At 71.7% G+C, this 17,053-nt stretch carries 17 protein-coding genes and 1 pseudogene; 7 read left to right on the forward strand and 11 right to left on the reverse strand.

Annotated features, from left to right (window positions below; genetic code table 11):
- Positions 1–2: 2 nt before the first annotated feature.
- The 7 genes from AB0A69_RS01595 to AB0A69_RS01625 all read right to left on the reverse strand — a co-directional run bounded on the left by AB0A69_RS01595 (position 3) and on the right by AB0A69_RS01625 (position 8,752).
- Positions 3–4,649: a DUF6531 domain-containing protein gene (locus AB0A69_RS01595; RefSeq protein ID WP_361414146.1), complete on the reverse strand. Its 4,647-nt coding sequence runs from the start codon at positions 4,647–4,649 to the stop codon at positions 3–5.
- A 234-nt stretch (positions 4,650–4,883) separates the two neighbouring features.
- Positions 4,884–5,177, reverse strand: a complete 294-nt coding sequence (locus AB0A69_RS01600) for a hypothetical protein (protein WP_361414149.1) — start codon at positions 5,175–5,177, stop codon at positions 4,884–4,886.
- A gap of 92 nt (positions 5,178–5,269) precedes the next feature.
- On the reverse strand, positions 5,270–6,148 hold the full coding sequence (locus AB0A69_RS01605; RefSeq protein WP_361414152.1) for a hypothetical protein: 879 nt from the start codon (positions 6,146–6,148) through the stop codon (positions 5,270–5,272).
- 100 nt (positions 6,149–6,248) lie between these two features.
- Positions 6,249–7,124: an N-acetylmuramoyl-L-alanine amidase gene (locus AB0A69_RS01610; protein WP_361414155.1), complete on the reverse strand. Its 876-nt coding sequence runs from the start codon at positions 7,122–7,124 to the stop codon at positions 6,249–6,251.
- Between the two features lie 9 nt (positions 7,125–7,133).
- A complete protein-coding gene (locus AB0A69_RS01615) occupies positions 7,134–7,535 on the reverse strand; it encodes a hypothetical protein (RefSeq protein ID WP_361414158.1) in 402 nt (133 codons plus the stop codon).
- An 8-nt stretch (positions 7,536–7,543) separates the two neighbouring features.
- Positions 7,544–8,158, reverse strand: coding sequence for a hypothetical protein (locus AB0A69_RS01620; protein WP_361414161.1), 615 nt, complete (start codon positions 8,156–8,158; stop codon positions 7,544–7,546).
- Positions 8,159–8,170: 12 nt separating this feature from the next.
- A complete protein-coding gene (locus AB0A69_RS01625) occupies positions 8,171–8,752 on the reverse strand; it encodes a class I SAM-dependent methyltransferase (RefSeq protein WP_361415146.1) in 582 nt (193 codons plus the stop codon).
- A gap of 307 nt (positions 8,753–9,059) precedes the next feature.
- Between AB0A69_RS01625 and AB0A69_RS01630 the strand changes: the two are divergent.
- A pseudogene (locus AB0A69_RS01630) lies at positions 9,060–10,611 on the forward strand (lanthionine synthetase LanC family protein).
- Between the two features lie 14 nt (positions 10,612–10,625).
- A complete protein-coding gene (locus tag AB0A69_RS01635) occupies positions 10,626–10,778 on the forward strand; it encodes a VenA family class IV lanthipeptide (RefSeq protein ID WP_361414164.1) in 153 nt (50 codons plus the stop codon).
- 63 nt (positions 10,779–10,841) lie between these two features.
- On the opposite strand, the gene AB0A69_RS01640 is transcribed toward AB0A69_RS01635, so the two are convergent.
- The gene (locus tag AB0A69_RS01640) at positions 10,842–11,282 is read right to left on the reverse strand and encodes an ATP-binding protein (protein WP_361414168.1); all 441 of its coding nucleotides are present in this window, start codon (positions 11,280–11,282) and stop codon (positions 10,842–10,844) included.
- 84 nt (positions 11,283–11,366) lie between these two features.
- Between AB0A69_RS01640 and AB0A69_RS01645 the strand changes: the two genes are divergently transcribed.
- The 3 genes from AB0A69_RS01645 to AB0A69_RS01655 all read left to right on the forward strand — a co-directional run bounded on the left by AB0A69_RS01645 (position 11,367) and on the right by AB0A69_RS01655 (position 13,968).
- Positions 11,367–12,215 carry a helix-turn-helix transcriptional regulator gene (locus tag AB0A69_RS01645; protein WP_361414171.1) on the forward strand — a complete coding sequence of 283 codons (849 nt, stop codon included), beginning with the start codon at positions 11,367–11,369 and terminating at the stop codon, positions 12,213–12,215.
- A complete protein-coding gene (locus AB0A69_RS01650) occupies positions 12,175–12,450 on the forward strand; it encodes a DUF397 domain-containing protein (RefSeq protein ID WP_361414174.1) in 276 nt (91 codons plus the stop codon). The genes AB0A69_RS01645 and AB0A69_RS01650 overlap by 41 nt, the downstream gene beginning before the upstream one ends.
- Before the next feature lie 66 nt (positions 12,451–12,516).
- A complete protein-coding gene (locus AB0A69_RS01655; protein ID WP_361414178.1) occupies positions 12,517–13,968 on the forward strand; it encodes an MFS transporter in 1,452 nt (483 codons plus the stop codon).
- A gap of 67 nt (positions 13,969–14,035) precedes the next feature.
- On the opposite strand, the gene AB0A69_RS01660 is transcribed toward AB0A69_RS01655, so the two are convergent.
- Complete coding sequence (locus AB0A69_RS01660; RefSeq protein WP_361414180.1) at positions 14,036–14,329, reverse strand: type II toxin-antitoxin system Phd/YefM family antitoxin; 294 nt, start codon at positions 14,327–14,329, stop codon at positions 14,036–14,038.
- Between the two features lie 70 nt (positions 14,330–14,399).
- Here AB0A69_RS01660 and AB0A69_RS01665 point away from each other — a divergent pair, with 70 nt between their 5' ends.
- The gene (locus AB0A69_RS01665; RefSeq protein ID WP_361414182.1) at positions 14,400–15,041 is read left to right on the forward strand and encodes an ATP-dependent Clp protease proteolytic subunit; all 642 of its coding nucleotides are present in this window, start codon (positions 14,400–14,402) and stop codon (positions 15,039–15,041) included.
- The gene (locus tag AB0A69_RS01670) at positions 15,041–15,346 is read left to right on the forward strand and encodes a hypothetical protein (protein ID WP_361414184.1); all 306 of its coding nucleotides are present in this window, start codon (positions 15,041–15,043) and stop codon (positions 15,344–15,346) included. The genes AB0A69_RS01665 and AB0A69_RS01670 overlap by 1 nt, the downstream gene beginning before the upstream one ends.
- A 59-nt stretch (positions 15,347–15,405) precedes the next feature.
- On the opposite strand, the gene AB0A69_RS01675 is transcribed toward AB0A69_RS01670, so the two are convergent.
- A complete protein-coding gene (locus tag AB0A69_RS01675; protein WP_361415223.1) occupies positions 15,406–15,552 on the reverse strand; it encodes a hypothetical protein in 147 nt (48 codons plus the stop codon).
- A 60-nt stretch (positions 15,553–15,612) separates the two neighbouring features.
- Positions 15,613–16,887: a hypothetical protein gene (locus tag AB0A69_RS01680; protein WP_361414186.1), complete on the reverse strand. Its 1,275-nt coding sequence runs from the start codon at positions 16,885–16,887 to the stop codon at positions 15,613–15,615.
- Positions 16,888–17,053 lie beyond the last annotated feature (166 nt).

The following is a 17,053-nucleotide window of genomic DNA, read 5'->3' on the forward strand; positions in this document are numbered from 1 at the left end:
GGTCACGCCGTCCATACAGCACCTTGTCCCGGTTTGCCACTCTTGAGCTCCTCCACGACCTCTTTGCCGATGGCGCGCAACTCGCTACGCAGAGCGCTGCGAATCGCTCTCGTGCCCCGACCTTCCGCCTGCATATCCCTGACCAATGACTGCAGGTGCTGATCGAGCCGCGTGAGAAACGCCCCGCGGTGAGTGTAGTTGTGAGGTTTCGGATGAGTCAGCCCCACTCCGTTCGCCGCGTCGTTGATGTTCACGTGGTACTTCTCCAGCAGCGCACGGCTCCTCGCTCCCGGAGCCCACTGACGGCGCGACCCTCCGGAGGGCACGAGGTGTGCCGCCGCCTGTCCTGCGGACGGTGCCCGGCCCTCGCGCGTCATGTTCTCACGCAGCAACTTCGCGTTTTCCTTGCACGTCAGCTGTTGCAGTCCGAAGTAGTCGAACGCGTGCAGGGGGTTGAGGACGTAGCGGTGCGGGTCGGGTCCCGCGTCCAGGCCCAGGGGGTCCGGACTGGTGTAGAGGCCCGTTGCGGGGTCGTAGTGACGGAAGACGTTGTAGTGCAGCTGCGTCTCGACGTCGAAGTACTGGCCGGGGAAGCGCAGCGGGGTGTACGCCGAGGCGTCGCGGTTCCATGTCGTGACGCCCCACAGGGTGCTGCGCATCCGGCAGGCGATCTCGCCCGACGGGTCCACGAGTTCCGTCGGCGTGCCGACGAGATCGGTGACGATGGAGTAGAAGCGCTGGTCGAGCGGGTCTTCGGTGTCGTCGACGCGGGACTTGCTTTCGGTCTGACTCACGGGGTGCGCGCCGTCGCGGTCCCACGTGAGGGTGATGTCCTCCGAGGTGCCGACGGTGTGCGTGGTCTGCTCCACGAGGTGCGCGCCGTCCCAGACGAAGCGGGTCTCCTCGGCGACGGTCCGCTCGTCCGGGGCGAGGCGCTGTTTGGCGACGCGGCGCCCGAGGGGGTCGTACAGGTAGCGCCACCGGGTGCCGTCCGGAGTGATGACCTCCGTCAGGTGGTCCTCGGCGTCCCAGGAGTAGCGCCAGACGTCCGGCTTGCGTGACAGCCTGGTCTTGCGGCGCAGGACCACGCGGCCCGCGGCGTCGTACTCGTAGTGGACCGATCCCGCGCGGCGGAGAAGGGTTCCTGTGTACTCCCGCTCGCCCCGCGCTTCGGACGACGGCTGCCCGTCGGGCCACTCGGCATGCGTCTGCCTGCCCGCGTCGTCGTAGGCGTACGACTCGTTCCACTGGGAGGCGTGGATTCCGGTGACGCGGCCCACGGGGTCGAGGTCGAACGTGCGACGGCCGGTGTTCGGTCCCGAGACGGCGGTCAACAGGCCGTCGGCCCGGTAGGTGTACGAGCGGCTCAGGGCGGCGCCCAGCGACTGGCCGGTCAGCCGGCCGGACACGTCCCAGGAGTGGGTGAGTACGGTGCCCGGGGCGAGGTGACGGGCCGTTTCCCGGCCGGTGGCGTCGTACGAGAAGGACAGTGTCCGCCCTGACGACTCGATGGCGGTGCGGTTTCCCGCGGCGTCGTAGCGGTAGGCGCTGGTGACGCCGGCCGGGGTCACGCGCAGCACCGGGCGGCCCGCGTCGTCGTACCGGCTCGTGAGGGTGCGTCCGTCCACGGACTCACCGGTGATCCTGCCCGCCCGGTCGTACGCGTAGGTGAGGGTGACCATGGGGCTCACGGCCCGCGTGAGGCGACCGGCCTCGTCGTGCTCGAAGAGGGTGGTGGTGCCGTCCACGGTCTTCCGGATCTGGTTGCCGATCCGGTCGTAGGCGTACTCGATCGTCTGGCCCATGGAGTTGGTGCGGCCCACGAGGCGGCCCTCGGCGTCGTAGCGGTAGTGCACGGTACGGCCGTCGAAGTCGGACTCGGAGACCACAGCGCCGCAGGCGTCGTAGACGTAGTCCCAGGTGCGACCCTGCGGGTCGGTGACACGGGTGAGGCGGAGTTCGGTGTCGTAGGTGAACGTGTGCCGCGCCCCGTCCGCGGAGACGCGGGATGTCAGGAGGTCGAAATCGGTGTAGGTGAACCGGGTGACCTGGCCGAGGGCGTCGGTGTGGGTCAGGCAGTTGCCTTCGTCGTCGTACGTCCATTCCTCGCCGGTGCCGTCCGGCTCCACACGGGACTTCAGCTGCCCCTCGACCGTCCAGGTGAGGTGCGTCGTCCCGCCCATGGGGTCGCTGATGGAGGCGGTGCGGCCGAACGAGTCGTACGCGATGTGGTGCCGGGCGCCGAGCGGGTCCGTCACGGAGACCACGAGCCCGGCCGCGTTGTTCACCAGGGTCTGCACCGCCCCCAGCGGGTCGGTGACCGACGCGACGGCGCCGTGGGCGTCGTAGGTGAAGAGGGTCGTCGCGCCGTCGGGCTCGGTCACCCGGGTGCGGTTGCCCCGCTCGTCCCACTCCTGCACCCACTGGGCCCCGTCGGGCCCGGTGACACGGACCGGCAGGTTGAGGTCGTTGTACTCCGCCGTCGAACGGCTGCCGTCGGGCAGTTCGACGGAAACGAGATTGCCCGCGTCGTCGTACCGGAAGTGCGTGGTCCCACCGAGGGCGTCGGTGCGGGAGAGCAGGTGGTCGAACCGGTCCCAGGTCTGTTGGACGGTATGGCCCGCCGGGTCGGTCAGGGCCACCACCTGTGACAGCTCGTTGAGGTGGAAGACGGTGGTCGCGCCGGTGGAGTCGGTGTAGCGCGTCACCCGCCGTTCGGTGTCGTAGGTGAACCGCCCCGACATGTATCCCTGTGGGCCGGCGGTCTCCACCACCCGGCCCCGCTCGTCGTAGACGTAGCGGAAGGTGGAGTTGTTGCGGTCGGTCCAGGAGACGATGCGCGCGTCCTCGTCGTAGGCGAAGCGCAGGGGCACACCTGTGGAGTTGGTGACCGCGTCCACGTTGCCGGCCAGGTCGTAGCCGAAGGCGAGTACGCGCACCGGGCCGTCCGCGGTGACCAGGGACAGGCCCGTAACCCGACGAGGGCCGTCGTCTCCACGCAACGGGGCCGTGTCGATCCGGACCTCGTAGCCCCCGGAGTGGACCACAGCGGCCGGTACGCCGTCGCAGTCCCTGACGATCTCGATCGCGTTGCCGTTGAGGTCGCCGATCTCCTCGAGCCAGCACACGACCACCGGGTCGAACACGCTCGTGGGCGGCTCGGCCGCGGTGAAGCGACGCAGCACCCGGGTGCGCGGGTCGCGGACGGCGAAGGCGGGCGGCGCGCCGTCGTCGGCCTCCAGGCGCACCAGTGGCAGGCGCGGGCCCTCCTGCGGCCACACCTCGTCCCCGACCGCCTGCGGCAGCCGCCCGTACAGCAGTACGGTGCCGTCCTCACGGGCCCACAGCGCCGAGCCGTCACCCTCCAGCTGCAGCCGCTCATCCAGCGTGGAGGCCCAGGAACGACCGAACCAGTGGCCGAAGCGGTACCCCGACAGATGGGTGCGGGAAAGCTCCAGGGGCAACACCGATGGCAGGGTCAGGTCCGTCTGCGGCAGATACATCTCCCCGGACGCCGCGTCCACGGGGTCGTTGCACCACGGCTTGCTGTTCTGCGACGCACCGGCCAGCCGGGGGTTGTTCTTCGCCTTCCCGAGCGAGTCGGCGTTCAGCCGCGGCGGCTTCTGATCGTTTCCCCGCCGCCCCGCCGGCCCCGACTTGCCCCGCTGCCCGTCCAGCCCGCCGTCGTCCTTGCCGGTCGGTGACTTGACGCGTTTGGCGTCGTCGTGGACGCCTTGGTCGGTGTCCCGGTGGGTCTTGGAGCCGCCCCTGATGGCGTCGGGGAGCTTCTTGCCGATGTGGTCGCCGAGGTCGTCCAGGGCTTTGCCGAGCTTCTCGGTCACGCCCTCGATGGTGGTGTCCAGGACGGCGGTGAGGGAGTCCTTGCCCTTGGCGCGGCCGTGGTGGGACTTGGCCTTGCCGAGCTTGCCGCGCGTCTTGCCCTGCATGGCGATCTGTACGTCGGTGAGGTTGCCGCCGGCCTTGCCGTGGGCGTCGTGGTCGATCACCGGGCCGCCGCCGCGCCCGCCGCCCGCGCCGCCGGCGGAGTTGATCTGCAGGCCGTCCTTGCCGGCCTGGACGGTCTGGCCGGTGTTGTAACCGTCCTGGACGCCGGTGACGTTCAGCGCGGTCTGGATCGCCAGGTCCGCCACGACGTTCTCGATCGCGGCGACCGCGGGCTGGGTGAGCACCGCGACGATCTCGGCGACGGCCGCCTCGGCCATCTCCTTGAGGATCTTCTTGAAGGCGATGCGGGTGGCGGCGATCTTCGCACCGGCGAGCAGGGTGGACAGGCCGGCGGTGACCGGGGCGAAGGCGAGGGTGATGCCCACCGTGGCGCACAGGTCGGCTAGTTCGCCGACCGCGGCGATCTTGCGGGCGACGATGATGTCGGCCACCCGGTCCAGGGCGTCCGCGACGAGCCGGGCGGCCTTCGCCAGGTCCGCGTGCTTGCCCTGCACCTTGGACCAGTGCTTGTCGAGCGCGGTCAGCGACTCGCTCTGCCCGGTGGACAGCAGCCGCTGGATGTGCTGGTGGGCCGCGTGGCCGTCGTCGTCGGCGTCCTCGGCGAACTCCCGCAGCGCCGTGGCCATGTCGCGGTAGGCGTCCTCGTCGACGTTCGGCCAGCCGACGCCAACGATGTCGAGCATCGTGTCGACGCCTTCGGGAATGGTGTAACCCACAGCGCAAAGCCCCCGTTTCACGCACTGTCATGCCGCGGCAGATCGTGTCAGCATGCCATGTGACGTGCAAGGGACTCCAAGCGGTTCCCTAAAGTGAAGAGTTCGGCGGAGCCGGGCACCCTAGGGGGTGTCTTGCCGATCAGGCCGGATCAGGGCGCGGCACCAGGCGTCGCGAGCCCGGCAAGATCGACTAGACATCCCCTAGTACCGGCGCAGCCGGTCCGCCAGCAGGTGCCCGGCGAAGACGTACACGATCGCCGCGAGGCCGTACCCCGCGACGACGCGCAGCCAGGCCGCGTCGAAGGTGAACAGGTCGTGGGACCAGCCGGCGAGCCAGCGGGCCGCGCCCTGGACGAACTGCACCAGGTCGTTGGCCCGGTTGGCCTCCAGCAGGTACATCAGGATCCACAGGGCGATGATGGCGGCCAGGACATCCGCGAGGACCGCTATGGCGGTCGCCGCCTGCGCGCTTCCGTTCCGATGACGGGGAGACATGCGGTACGGGTTGCCGCTCGGCCCCGAGCCCAAACGTGAACGGCCCCCACCCGCAAGGGCGAGGGCCGTTCTTCACGTACGGAGCGGGCTGCTCAGCCGCGCTGGATGCCGGTCGTGTCCTGGAGCACGCCGCGCCGGCCGTCCTGCGTCTGGGCCACCAGGCCCTGGCCGCGCTGCTCCACCGCCAGGTACCAGGTGCCGGGCGCCAGTTCGGCGATCGGCGTCGGCGAGCCGTCCTCCGCGTACAGCGGGCGCGCGACCGGGACCGCGAACCAGAACGGGGAGAAGTCCGAGGGGGCCGCGGTCGCGGCCGCCGGAGCGGGCGCCGGAGTGTGCTGCTCGGCCTGCGGCTGCTGCGGCTGCTGGCCCTGCGCCGGCTGGGGCTGGCCCGGCTGCTGGGCGGCGGGGTAGCCGTAGCCGCCCTGGGGCTGGCCGGGCTGGCCACCGTACGGCGGCTGCTGCGCGCCCGGGTAGCCGTAACCGGCCTGCGGCTGGCCCGGCTGGCCGCCGTACGGCTGCGGCTGCTGGGGGCGCGGGGCGCCGAGGAGCGGGGCCTTGAGGGCGGGGACGAGCGGCGCGGCGACGGCGGCGGCGGCCAGCACGATGGTGGACAGCAGGCCGAGGATCATGCCCGCACCGGCGTCGGCCGTCATGTCGATGATGGTCCAGAAGGCCGTCCACAGCGAGAAGACGGCGAAGGCGACACCGAACTGGCCCAGGTCGATGCCCGCGACCTTGCGGCCCGGCATGGCACGACCGACGACGATGAGCGCGGCGGCGATGACGCCGGAGAGGAACATGCTCATCAGAAGGCCCAGGCTGTCCCAGGCGTTCGGGCTGTCGAACTTGGAGCAGTCGATCCCCTGGGGGCAGTCGACGCCGGGGGTCAGGCCGAGGAACGAGGCGATGAACAGCACCACCGCTGCTCCGATCACCACGCCATCGCCTCGAGTGAGGGAGCGGATGTTCACGTGTAGAAGTCCTTCGTCGGTTGTGTCGTCGGGATGCGGGGGTGGCGCGAAGCACACGGGGGCGGCCCCATCGTACGGATGAATCTATCGTCCGCCCGGGCTAGTCCCGTAGGTAGGTGCTGATCCCGTCCGCGATCCCCCGGGCCGCTTTCTGCCGCCACGCGGCATCCGTCAGCAATGAGGCGTCCTTCGGGTCACGCATGTTGCCGCATTCGACGAACACTTTGGGCACGGTCGACAGATTCAGTCCACCGAGATCCTTCCGTACGTCCAAACCGTCGCCACCGCCCACGTAGTTGGCGGGCGCGCTGCCGGTGGCCGCCGCGAAGCGCGCGGCGACGCGCTCGCCGAGGGCGCGGGAGGGGCCGACGATGCGTGCCGTGTCCGCCGTACCGCTCTTGACCAGCGCGGGAAGGATGACGTGGAAGCCGCGGTTGCCGACGGCGGAGCCGTCCGCGTGGACGGAGACGACGGCGTCGGCCTTCGCGTCGTTGCCGACGCGGGCGCGTTCGTCGATGCAGGGGCCGAAGGGGCGGTCGGCGTCGTGGGTGAGGCGCACCGTGGCGCCCTGCTGTTGGAGGAGAGTGCGGAGACGGTGTGAAACATCCAGGGTGAAGGCCGCTTCGGTGTAGCCGGAGGCGGTGGCGGTGCCGGTGGTGTCGCATTCCTTGCGGTTCGTGCCGATGTCCACCTGCGCGGCGATCTCCTTGGGATGGGAGAAGTTCCCGGGGTTGTGCCCGGGGTCGATGACGACGACCTTGCCCGCGAGGGGAGCGGCGGCCGTCGGCGCGGAGGCGGAGGCCGTCGGCGAGGGCGTCGCTCCCGGCCGAGGCGCCTTCGCGTCGGCTCCGTCCGCCCCGCAGCCGGCCGTCGCGGCGATCAGGGCTCCGGCGGCGGCGAGGACCGCGGTACGGCGGCGGCGGGCGGCGCGGCGGGCGGCGCGGCGGGCGGGGGAGGGGCTGTGGTCGTCGTGCACGCACCGATGCTAGGCGGTGCGTACGGCGGCGTACGGCAGGCGGCGTCGGAGGAACGGCGCGGTGCCGAGGACGAGGGCGGCGAAGAGGGTGAGGCGCTGCAGCCCCGGCTGTGTGGCGAAGCCGCTGTGCAGGATGCCGTAGCACGCGTACCAGTTGGCGGCGGTGTCGGTCGCCATGATGGCGCAGGCGAGGTCCACGCCCCGGCGCTTGCCGCCGATCAGGAGCGCGGCCGCGAGCAGGTCGAAGAGGGCGAGCGAGGACCAGTAGAGGTTGAGCCAACCCGGTGCCCAGTCGTACGGGCGCACGCCGTGCCGGAGGAGGTCGACGCCGTGGGAGACGGCGCCGACGAACAGCAGACCGGCGGCGACGGCCAGGGCCAGCGCCACCACCCGGCGCGGAGCACGGCGCATCCAGCCGGTCACGTCCTGGAGGACCGCGGTGCGGCGGGCGGTGCGGCGAGCGGCGCGGCGGGCGGGGGAGGGGCTGAGCCCGCCGTGCGGGCGGCGACGCTGTGCGCCGCCGCCGTGGCCTGGATGCTGTACACGTCGCCCACCCGCAGCGCGTCCGGCGTGCTGTACTCCCCGTACGTGCCGATGACCGACACCTCCACCCCCGAGCCCGGCTGCCGGAACCGCCGGTAGTAGGGGGTGTTCGCCGGGTCCTCCGGCACCTCCACCAGCGGGACGCCGCGCCGCTCCAGCAGGCGCCGCAGCTTCGCGAACCGCAGCCTCGGCGTGAACCGCCCGTACCGCGCCCGCACGGCCCCGTTCACCAGCCGGCTCCCGCCGTGCGCCAGGCGGTGCACCTGGAGGGTGAGGTGGTGGCCCGACCACGGCTCCCCGGCGGAGGCCCGGTCCCAGAAGAACTCGACCAGGCCGTGGTCGCGGAACATGTCGCACGGGCCGAAGCGGTTCTCCGCGAAGTCCGTCCCGAGGACCTCCGCGACCCGCTCGGGGGAGTCCGAGGGCCGCACGCCCAGCACGGTGCCGGTGGTGACGACGTCCACGTAGAAGGCGAGCGAGTACGGGGTCACGGCGTCACCGGGTCACGCGGCCGTGCGCCGCAGCACGCGCAGCGAGTCCGTCACCGAGACCTCCGTGAACGCGCCGGACTCCAGCGCCCGCAGGTAGATCCGGTACGGGGCCTGGCCGCCGTCCGCCGGGTCCGGGAACACGTCGTGGATGACCAGCAGCCCGCCGGGCGCAACGCGCGGCGCCCAGCCCTCGTAGTCGGCGGTCGCGTGCTCGTCGGTGTGGCCGCCGTCGATGAAGACCAGCCCCACCTCGCCCGCCCACACCTTCGCCACCTGCGGCGACCGCCCCACGACGGCGACCACGTACTCCTCCAGGCCCGCCTTGTGCAGCGTGCGGCGGAACGTCGGCAGCGTGTCCATCAGGCCGATCTCCGGGTCCACCACCGTCGGGTCGTGGTACTCCCACCCCGGCTGCTGCTCCTCGCTGCCCCGGTGGTGGTCGACCGTGACGACCACCGTGCCCGCCGCCCGCGCCGCGTCCGCCAGCAGGATCGTCGAGCGCCCGCAGTACGTGCCGACCTCCAGCAGCGGCAGCCCCAGTCCCGCCGCCTCGGCCGCCGCCGCGTACAGCGCCAGCCCTTCCCGTACGGGCATGAAGCCCTTGGCCGCCTCGAACGCGGCGAGCGTCTCCGGCTTGGGCGTAGCGGCCACGGCTTCCTCCTGGGCTGGTGGTGTGGACGGGTGTGCTGGGCGGGCGATGTGCCTACTGAGCGGTCACATCGTAGGCGCGGCCACCCGCCGCCCGGTCGGGCGCCTCCCTCTGCGCCGGAGCGTGCCCCCGGGCGGGAGAGCAGCGGTGCGCGCTTACCGGATGGGATGATCCCGGCCGGGGTGGCGTTGGTATGCCTATGTCATCGGGCACGCCCCCTACCAGCGGTTCTCACCGTTGGGAGGGGCACGCATGACGAGTACGACCTTGGAAACCGCCACGAAGGCCGCGACGGGCGCCCCACCCGAAACCGAGCTGGAGGCCCTCCTCCACCGAGCGCTGCGCGCCACGGGCACCGCCGAGCGCTGGACCGCCGCCACGGACGAGACGTGGTGCCACGTCGCCCCTGAGGCCGGGACGCCCCGCGCACAGGGCTGGAAGCTGCACCTGTCGGCCACGGTCGCCTCCGCCCCGGCGGTCCTTGAAAAGGCCCTGGACGTCCTGCTGCGCCAGGAGTCGGCGTTCAAGTTCGCCCGGTCGCTCGACCAGGTGGGCGCGCTCAACTCCCGCGCCACACCCCGGGGAAGCGCGGGCAAGTTCGTCACCGTCTACCCGCGCTCCGACGCCGACGCCGTCCGGCTCGCCGAAGAACTCCACCGGGCTACCGCCGGGCTTCCCGGCCCCCGCATCCCGTCCGACCAGCCGTACGCCCCGCACAGCCTGGTGCACTACCGGGGCCGGGGAGAGCGACCCCTGCACCGTGCAGCAGGGCGCCGCAGGCGTCCTCGCCGTCCTCACGCGGTACTTCGAGCTCACCGGCGACCCCCGCCTGCCCGAAGTGCTCTCCACGGCGGGCCACTGGATCGCCGTCCGCGCCGACACCGGCTCCCCCCGCCCCGGCCTGCACTTCGGCGGTCGCGGAACCGCCTGGGCCCTGTACGACGCCGGACGCGCCCTCGACGACCGCAGGCTCACCGACCACGCGGTGGCCCTGGCCCTGGCGCCGCAGCGGTCCACGCCCAGCCACGACGTCACCCACGGCACGGCGGGCAGCGGCCTCGCCGCCCTCCACCTCTGGCACCGCACCGGCGATCCGCGCTTCGCCGAACTGGCCGTCGACGCCGCCGACCGCCTGACCGCCGCCGTACGCCGCGACAAGCCCGGCGTGAGCTGGGCGGTCCCCGCTGAGGCCGCCTCCCGGGCGGCCGGGAAGCGCTACCTCGGCTTCGCGCACGGCACGGCCGGCATCGGCTGCTTCCTCCTCGCCGCCTCGGCCGTCTCGCGCCGCCCCGCGCACAGGGAGCTCGCCGTGGAGGCTGGCGAAGGGCTGCTGGCCCACGCCGTACGCGTCGGCGCGGCGACCCACTGGCCCACCCAGTACGGGGACCCGCCCACGGCCCCGTACTGGTGCCACGGCGCCTCGGGCATCGGCACCTTCCTCGTCCGGCTGTGGCGGGCCACCGGCGACGACCGGTACGGCGAGCCCGCCCGCCGCGCCGCGCACGCGGTGGTGGAACAGGCCTCCCGTGCCCCGCTCACTCAGTGCCACGGACTCGCGGGCAACGGCGACTTCCTCCTCGACATGGCCGACGCCACGGGCGACCCCGCCTACCGCGCCATGGCCGAGGACCTGGCCCGCCTCATCCTCGCCGAACGGGCCCACCGAGACGGCCACGTGGTCTTCCCCAACGAGTACGGGGACGTCTCCACCAGCTGGAGCGACGGGAGCGCCGGAATCCTGGCCTTCCTCCTCCGGCTGAGCCACCCCTCGCCCCGGCACTGGATGGTCCAGCCGCCGGCCTGAGAAAGGAGAAACCCATGGAAAACCAGGATCTCGAACTGCTGGCCCGGCTCCACGCCCTTCCCGAGACGGAGCCCGTCGGCATCGGCGGAGACCCGTTCGCCGCGACGTGCGGGTGCACGGACCTGCTGACCCTCCTGCAGACCATCTGCCTGGGCGTCACCTGCTAGGCGGCCTCATGGCGGTACGACCCGCCCGGCGGCTGCTCCGACAGCCGCCGGATGGAGCGACGGTCAGACCGAAGTCGCGCCCTCGCGCGGCGGCTTGGCGTCACACTCGAACCACACCGTCTTCCCGGCGGCCAGCGGCACCGTGCCCCAGCGTTCCGTCACCGCCTCGACCAGCACCAGCCCGCGCCCGCCCTCGTCGAGCGCGTCCCCCGCCTCGACCGGCAGCGGCGGTCGGTCCAGGCCGTCCGTGACCTCGACCCGCAGCCCCTCCGGCCGCCGCAGGATCAGCACCGTGCAGCGGCGCCCCGGCACATGCCGTACGACGTTGGCGACGAGCTCCGTCAGCGCCAGCTCGGCCGCGTCGGTCAGCTCGGCCAGCCCCCATCGCATGAGGAAGGTGCGCAGGATGCGCCGCATGTGACGGGCGGAGTGCTCACCCACGGTGAAGCCCATGCGGTAGCCGGTCTCAAGGTCCCCCTCCTGGGGGTGACTTGCGTGATTCATGCCACCAGCGTGCGGTCGCCTGATTACGCTCGGCTACAGAACGAAATGAACGCCGCTCGGCGTGAACTTGGGGGTGGCCGCTACATGGTCAACATCCGCGTCCTCGATCCCAGCGCCTCACCGCTGGACTTCTACGGCTCCGAACTCCGCCGCCTGAGGGAGGAGGCCGGTCTCAAGCAGGGAGAGCTCGGCCGCATGGTCTTCTGCACGGGCTCCCTGATTGGCCAGATCGAGACGACGAAGAAGGTCCCGACCCGCGACCTGTCGGAACGCCTGGACGCCGCGCTGAAGACGGGCGGGACCTTCACGCGCCTGATCGGGCTGGTGCTGCGAAGCCAACTGCCGCACTGGTTCCAGCCGTACGCGGAGATGGAGGCGCGGGCGACGTACATCTCGACGTACCAGGCGCAGGCGGTCTATGGCCTGCTCCAGACGGAGGCGTACGCACGAGCTCTACTCGCTGTCGACTGCCCGGAGGGGGTCGACGAAATGGTGGCGGCGCGAATGGAGCGGCAGCGCATACTGACGAAGGAGCACCCGCCCGTCGTGTGGGTGGTACTGGACGAGGCCCTGTTGCACAGGCAGGTCGGCGATCGCGAGGTCATGCGAGGTCAACTCGCGCACTTGTTGAGTTTCGCGGACCATCAGTGGGTCAATGTCCAGGTCCTGCCCTTCTCGGCCGGTCAGCACACTGGAATGATGGGCTCGTTCAACCTTCTTCGCTTTGAAGACGACCCGGACATCTTCTACGCCGAGCGCTACGACTCGGGCCATATGACGGCCAATCCGCAAGTGATCAGGGAGCGTTCGGTCGGATACGCTCGCTTGCAAGCCACAGCCTTCTCCCCGGAGGAGTCGGCGGCGCTGATCGCTCGCGTAATGGAGGAACGTTATGGGCATCAACCAGGACCTGACGGGCGCAGAGTGGCGTAAGTCGTCCTACAGCGGCACGAACGGTGGCGACTGCATCGAGTGCGCCCCCCTCGGCGCGGCCGCCTGGCGCAAGTCCTCCTACAGCGGTGACACCGGCGGCGAGTGCGTCGAGATCGCCGCCCAGCCCTGCCGCGTCGCCGTCCGCGACTCCAAGAACCCCGAGGGTCCCGCCTTCGCCGTCGGTACGGCGGCGTTCGCGGCGTTCGTCGCGGCGGCGGCCGAAGGGGACTTCTGACGTAGGGCGGGTCGTACGTCGAAGGCCCGATGTACGCCCCGTACCGCAGCTGCGACCATGACACGCATGGTCCAGCCGCGCCCCGACACCCAGACCCCCGACTCCGCCACCACAGCCACCAGCGCCACCACCCCGACCCGTGCCCGCACTTGGCTCGTCCTGCTGGCCGCCTGTGCCGGGCAGTTCCTCGTCGTGCTGGATGTCTCCGTCGTGAACGTGGCGCTGCCGTCCATGCGCGCGGACTTGGGCCTTTCGGCGCTGGGGCTCCAGTGGGTGCTCAACGCGTACACCATCGCCTTTGCCGGGTTCATGCTGCTCGGCGGGCGGGCGGCGGACCTGTTCGGGCACAAGCGGGTGTTCCTGGTCGGGCTCGGGCTGTTCACGGCCGCGTCCGTGGCGGGCGGGCTCGCGGTGGAGGGGTGGCAGCTGCTCGCCGCCCGTGCGGTGCAAGGGCTCGGGGCGGCGGTGCTGGCGCCCGCGACGCTGACCATCGTGACCGGGGCCGTACCGGCCGGACCCGCGCGGACGCGGGCGATAGGTACCTGGTCGGCTGTGGGCGCGGCGGGAGGCGCCGCCGGGGGACTGGTCGGCGGCGTACTGACGGACCTGCTGTCCTGGCGCTGGGTGCTGCTCATCAACGTGCCCGTCGGGGCCCTGGTCCTGATCGGCGCCGCGCTGTGGGTTCGCGAGAGCCAGGGCGGCGGCGCGCGGCGGCTGGACCTGCCGGGCGCGGTGCTCGTCACCGGCGGCCTGGCGGCGGTCGCGTACGGCATCGTGCAGACCGAACAGGCCGGCTGGGGCGCCGCCGAGACGCTGGTGCCGCTGCTGGGCGGACTGGTGCTGCTGGGGGCCTTCGTGGCGGTGGAGGCGCGTACGGCGGCGCCGCTCATGCCGCTGAAGCTCTTCCGCTCGCGGGCGGTGTCGGCGGCCAACGTGGCGATGATCGTGAACGGTTCGGCGTCGTTCGCCATGTGGTTCTTCATGACGATGTACGCGCAGAACGTGCTCGGCTACACCCCGCTGGAGGCCGGCCTCGCGCTCGTGCCGAGCTCCCTCAGCGTCTTCGTCGGCGCCAAGCTGGCGCCGCGGCTGATGGCGGTGACCGGCGCGCGGAACCTCGCGGTGCTCGGCACGCTCATCGCTGCCACCGGCTTCGGCTGGCAGTCGCTGATGGACGCCCACAGCGCGTACCTGACGATGATCATGGGCCCGGGCATCCTGATGATGCTCGGCATCGGGCTGGTCATCACCCCGCTGGCCTCGCTGGCCACCTCGGGCGCGGCCCCCGGCGACGCGGGGCTGGTCTCGGGCCTGGTGAACACGTCCCGCACGATGGGCGGGGCCCTGGGCCTCGCGGCCCTGTCGACGCTCGCCGCGGCCCGCACCTCCGGCGGTACGAGCCCGGAGGCGTTGACCGCCGGTTACGCGCTCGCCTTCCGCGCGGGCGCCGGGATCCTGCTGGCGGGCGCGGTGCTGATGGTGCTGTGGCTGCCGCGCCGCACGACGACGGACCAGTGAGGGCTTACGGACTTACGGGCTTGAGGGCTTGATGGCCTGAGGATCCGGTCCGGGAGCCGCCGGACCCCTACATCTCCGTATGCGCGGTGAGGCCCCACTGGCTCTGTTCGCCGACGGAGGACGGGGCCTCGGACAGGGACGACACGGTCCCGATGATCCGCTCCGGTTCCTCCGGCGTGACCTCCGGTGTGCCCTCTTGGGTGTCCCCGGCCTTCAGTCGCTCCAGGTCGGCGGCCGTCACGAGGGCCACGAGCGGCTTGCCGTGGCGGGTGAGGACCACGTGCTCGCCGCCGTAGACCACGCGGTTGATCAGATCCGCGAGCTCCGCCCGGGCCTGCGTCACCGGAATCTCATAAGCCATTCCCCCATTCTATGTTCTGTACGTCCTGTACATTTTGACTCGTACGCTGGACCAGTGAGGGGACGACGACATGGTGAAACCGGGCACGCTCTACAAGTCCGCCGAGGCGCGCTACGTGCTGCCGCACTTCGTGGAGCGCACGTCCCAGGGCGTGCGCGAGTACGACCCGTACGCGAAGCTCTTCGAGGAGCGCATCATCTTCCTGGGCGTGCAGATCGACGACGCCTCGGCCAACGACCTCATGGCCCAGTTGATCTGTCTGGAGGGCATGGACCCGGACCGGGACATCGCCCTCTACATCAACTGTCCCGGTGGCTCCTTCACCGCGCTGACGGCGATCTACGACACGATGCAGTTCGTGAAGCCGGACATCCAGACGGTGTGCATGGGCCAGGCGGCCTCCGCCGCGGCCGTCCTCCTCGCCGCCGGTACGCCGGGCAAGCGGATGGCCCTGCCGAACGCCCGCGTGCTGATCCACCAGCCGTCCGGCGGCACCGACCGTGAGCAGCTCTCCGACCTGGAGATCGCGGCCAACGAGATCCTGCGGATGCGTACGCAGCTGGAGGAGATGCTGGCGAAGCACTCCACCCAGCCGATCGAGAAGATCCGCGACGACATCGAGCGCGACAAGATCCTCACCGCCGAGGACGCCCTCGCGTACGGCCTCGTCGACCAGATCATCTCGACGCGCGACAGCCAGCTGGCGCCGTGATGGTCCCGGATGAACCGGCGCCGGGGATTCCGGCCCTCACCGAGGCGGAGAGCCGGGTCGTCGACGCGTACCTCGCCGCCCTGAAGCGCCTCGGCGGTGCCAATCCGTCGCGTACGACGGAGACGTACACGGCGCTGAGGGCAGCGCAGGCGCTCGTGGCGGAGGCGCGGGCGCTGCGGGACGGCCTGTCCGCGATGTACGAGCGGCAGGAGAAGGAGATCCACGTACGCACCATGGCGCGGGCTGTGCGCGCGCTGGACGGCGACCGCCTGCTCCAGCGGCTGAGGCCGCCGAACGGCACATGAGAAGGAGGGCCGCTCCAGGGGATCTCCCCGGAGCGGCCCTCCTTGCGTGCGACGAGCCGTCAGGCCGCGGTGCCCTGGTTCGGGACCTTGCGGTGGCGGCCGTGCGGCTGGGAGGACAGGTCCTCCGTCGTAGCCGCGCCCCCTCGGTGCTTTCCGGAGCCGCCGGCGTTCCCCTGCGGTCGCGTCGCGTGGGTCGTGTCGGTCATGGCCTCAGACATGTAGGAAGTTCACCCCGTAGTGATCGCTGACATATGCGGCCCGTGAGTCTAGCCGCGGGCCGTCGGGCCGGTCAGAGGTGTCCGCCGCAGCAGCGTCGCCCCCTGCAACGGCGCCCCTTGCAACGGTGCTCCTTGCCGTGGTGCCCCTTGCGGCGCTGCCCCTCGCAGCGGCGTTTCCTGCGGTGGTGCTCCCTGCGGTGGTGCTCCCTGCGGTGATGCTCCCTGCAGCGGTGCCTGTTGCAGCGGAACCGGTTTGCACACACCAGGAGTCACCTCGCGCCCCGGCGGTTCCCCCTCCGCGGACTCCGGCTGTGGCGGTTGTGTGAGCGCCTCCGGGTCCGGTGCGATCCGCGCGAGCCCGCACCGTACGGACCCGGCGACGTACGGCAGGTGCAGCACGCCGTCCCGCGTCCACAGGCCCGTGCCCGTCAACCAGCCCGCCGGTGCCGGGAGCTGGAGCAGCCGCCGCCCGGACGGCCGCCACACGCCCACCCAGCTGCCGGTCGCCGCGTCGATGCGCAGCGCCACCGCGCAGGATTCCGGCGTCAGCATCTGCCCCGGCTGGACGGCGAACGGCGTCACGGCGGCGTCGGCCAGGCGCAGGCAATCGGGGAAGCGGACCGGCAGTGTGCTGCCGAGGACGCCCCAGCCCAGCCGGGCGTGGCCCGGTGACGGGGCGTCGGAGCGGATCAGCAGCAGGCCGCTGTCCGCGTCCGCCAGCAGCAGCCGGTCCTCGCTCGCCTCCGTGATCTGGAGCAGCGGGGTCACCTCCCCGCCCCGCTCCAGGTCGACCGCGACCGCCTTGACCGGACCGCCGTCGAGCTGCCGGTCCAGCGCCAGGAGCCGCCCCGTACGGTCCAGCCAGACCCCGCCCGTACAGTGCCCCTTGACCTCCGCGACGTGCTCCGGGCCGAACGCGCCGCCCGCCACCAGCCAGACGCTGGAGGAGTACTCGCCCACCGTCAGGGCGTACGCGCGCGTACCGCCCGGAGGTGGCGGGAGCAGCCGCAGGGACGGCGATTCGACCGCACCCAGCGGCAGTTGGCCGGTGCCCGGCCCGGTCGGGTACAGCAGGGAAAAGGTGTGCCGTTCGCCCGTGCGGCGACCGATCAGCACCCGTCCGTCCGCGAGCGGCAGCAACTGCGCGTGCGGGTCCTCCGGCTGGGAGAGCGGCAGCGGCACCGCGTACGGCTCCGGGCCGTCCAGGGTCCACCGCTCCGGGTACAGCGCCTCGCCGTCACCCGCCAGCCGCGCCGCGTAGGTACCGTCCGCCGCGATCGTGAATCCCGTACGCCCGGCGGTATCGATGGCACAGACAGTCATCGACTCGTCACCTCCGGCGACTGAAAGTAGTTTTCGTACGCCGGACCGAACCGCGCGTGTCGCGCTGCTTCACCTATAAGGGTGGCGATGTCCCGATTCGCCTGAGGGGGCGGGGTCGGATGTGCTGGGGGAGCAGGGGGAGTGTTGAGAGCAGGGCGTGCGGGGT

It is taken from the genome of Streptomyces sp. NPDC045431, assembly GCF_040646655.1.
Taxonomy (GTDB): domain Bacteria; phylum Actinomycetota; class Actinomycetes; order Streptomycetales; family Streptomycetaceae; genus Streptomyces.